This window comes from Paracoccus sp. PAMC 22219 (assembly GCF_000787695.1).
Taxonomy (GTDB): Bacteria; Pseudomonadota; Alphaproteobacteria; order Rhodobacterales; family Rhodobacteraceae; genus Paracoccus.
This window is the reverse complement of record NZ_BBPH01000259.1, coordinates 1-1412: the sequence shown is the minus strand read 5'-3', so window position 1 is coordinate 1412 and position 1412 is coordinate 1. Positions and strand designations below refer to the sequence as shown.

Below are 1412 nucleotides of genomic sequence, written 5' to 3'. Positions count from 1 at the left end.
CGCCGGATGCTGGAGTTTTCGGGGGGCAGAGCAGGACAGAGTATCGCTACACGCTGGTGGGCGGGGACCTGAGCCCCATGCTGGCGGCATCGGGTCCGATGGCAGTTTTATTCGTCCCGTAACAGGCCTTGGTTTGGTTCAAAAGACTAGTTCTAGGAACAAGAGAATTAGAATGACCACCGGCCACATTAACAAGGTTATATTTGAGGCTGGGGGGTGACGCCTGGTTCTTTCCAGCCAATGGGACCACCACCAGGCGTTCTGTGTCCAGGGACTGAATCAGGTCCAGCCGTCAACGAGTGTTTTCCATTGGCCGAGCAGGGCAGCAGCCTTGTAATCGCCATGCCGTTCGCGCTCCGTTGCAGCGACAGACATCATCATCGCCACACTTTGGTTGTCCATTGCTCCTGGGCAAGTAAGCGTCGCGCGCAGGATATTTAGCAAAACGCGCTCGGCCAACGCACGCTGTTCGATCTCGTCCAGCAAATCATTATTGGTATGCATGGTCATTCCGGATTTTATGTCACTGGTGTTGCATGCAACCAAATGCCTGCACCTACGCTAAATCCCCGCAAGCGGCCGAGGGTTTCACAACCTCAACGCGTATGTTTTGATTTCTGTATGACCCATGCAAGAGAACGAAGGTCTCGAAGGTGGCTTTCCTCATGGATTAGGTGCAAGTTCCGGACGTTGACGAGATGGACAACAATCGATCGCCACGCACACTGCCTGGCGCGTCCTCGAGCAATGCATGCTCTGCTTGGTGAGCCGCATGCACCGCCTGATCTGGGACAGGATGACCTGACCATGATGCTGGTGCAGTCGGAACGTGTCGGGACATGCCTGTCCAGGGGTCAGACCTTACCCCCGCCTGAAACATGATCAGCAAGAGAATACCAGTTTGAAGATGTCCGCAGCTTGTAGCTAACACTCACTTTGAAGGCTCAGTGGACCTGTCAGCCGTTGTCTATCAGGCAGACGGCAACCTGCCGGTGGGTCAAATACCGCCAATTGGCTACTCCTCCCTTACCGACCTCGAAAACCACTGCCCACGAGCGATTAGCCGCTACAGCATTTCGCAGTGGGAACTGTAGAGCTATGAACTCCTTTTTCTCTCGTATACCCATACCGCTATGAGATGAGAATTTAAGTATGAACATATCACAATTTGACCCGGTAATTCTCGTTGTCGAGGATCAGGGCCTTTTGCGCATGACGGCTGTCTCGATCATGGAAGATGCAGGGTTCGAGGCGATGGAGGCCAGGAACGCGGAAGAAGCCTTGATTTTGCTAAGACGTTATCCTGACATTCTGGTCGTGTTCACGGATATCGACTTGAGCGCTGAGAAAGATGGGATCTGGCTTGCCGAACAGATCAACAAGGAATGGCCGAAAATCGATGTCATCGTGAC

General features: G+C 53.3%; 2 protein-coding genes. One reads left to right on the top strand and one right to left on the bottom strand.

What is annotated here, in order from left to right; all coding sequences use genetic code 11:
- Nucleotides 1-279: 279 nt before the first annotated feature.
- Nucleotides 280-510 carry a hypothetical protein gene (locus TY51_RS19855; protein ID WP_156118144.1) on the bottom strand — a complete coding sequence of 77 codons (231 nt, stop codon included), beginning with the start codon at nt 508-510 and terminating at the stop codon, nt 280-282.
- Between the two features lie 642 nt (nt 511-1152).
- Here TY51_RS19855 and TY51_RS19850 point away from each other — a divergent pair.
- On the top strand, nt 1153-1412 hold a 260-nt coding region (locus TY51_RS19850), incomplete at its 3' end, for a response regulator (protein WP_042253074.1).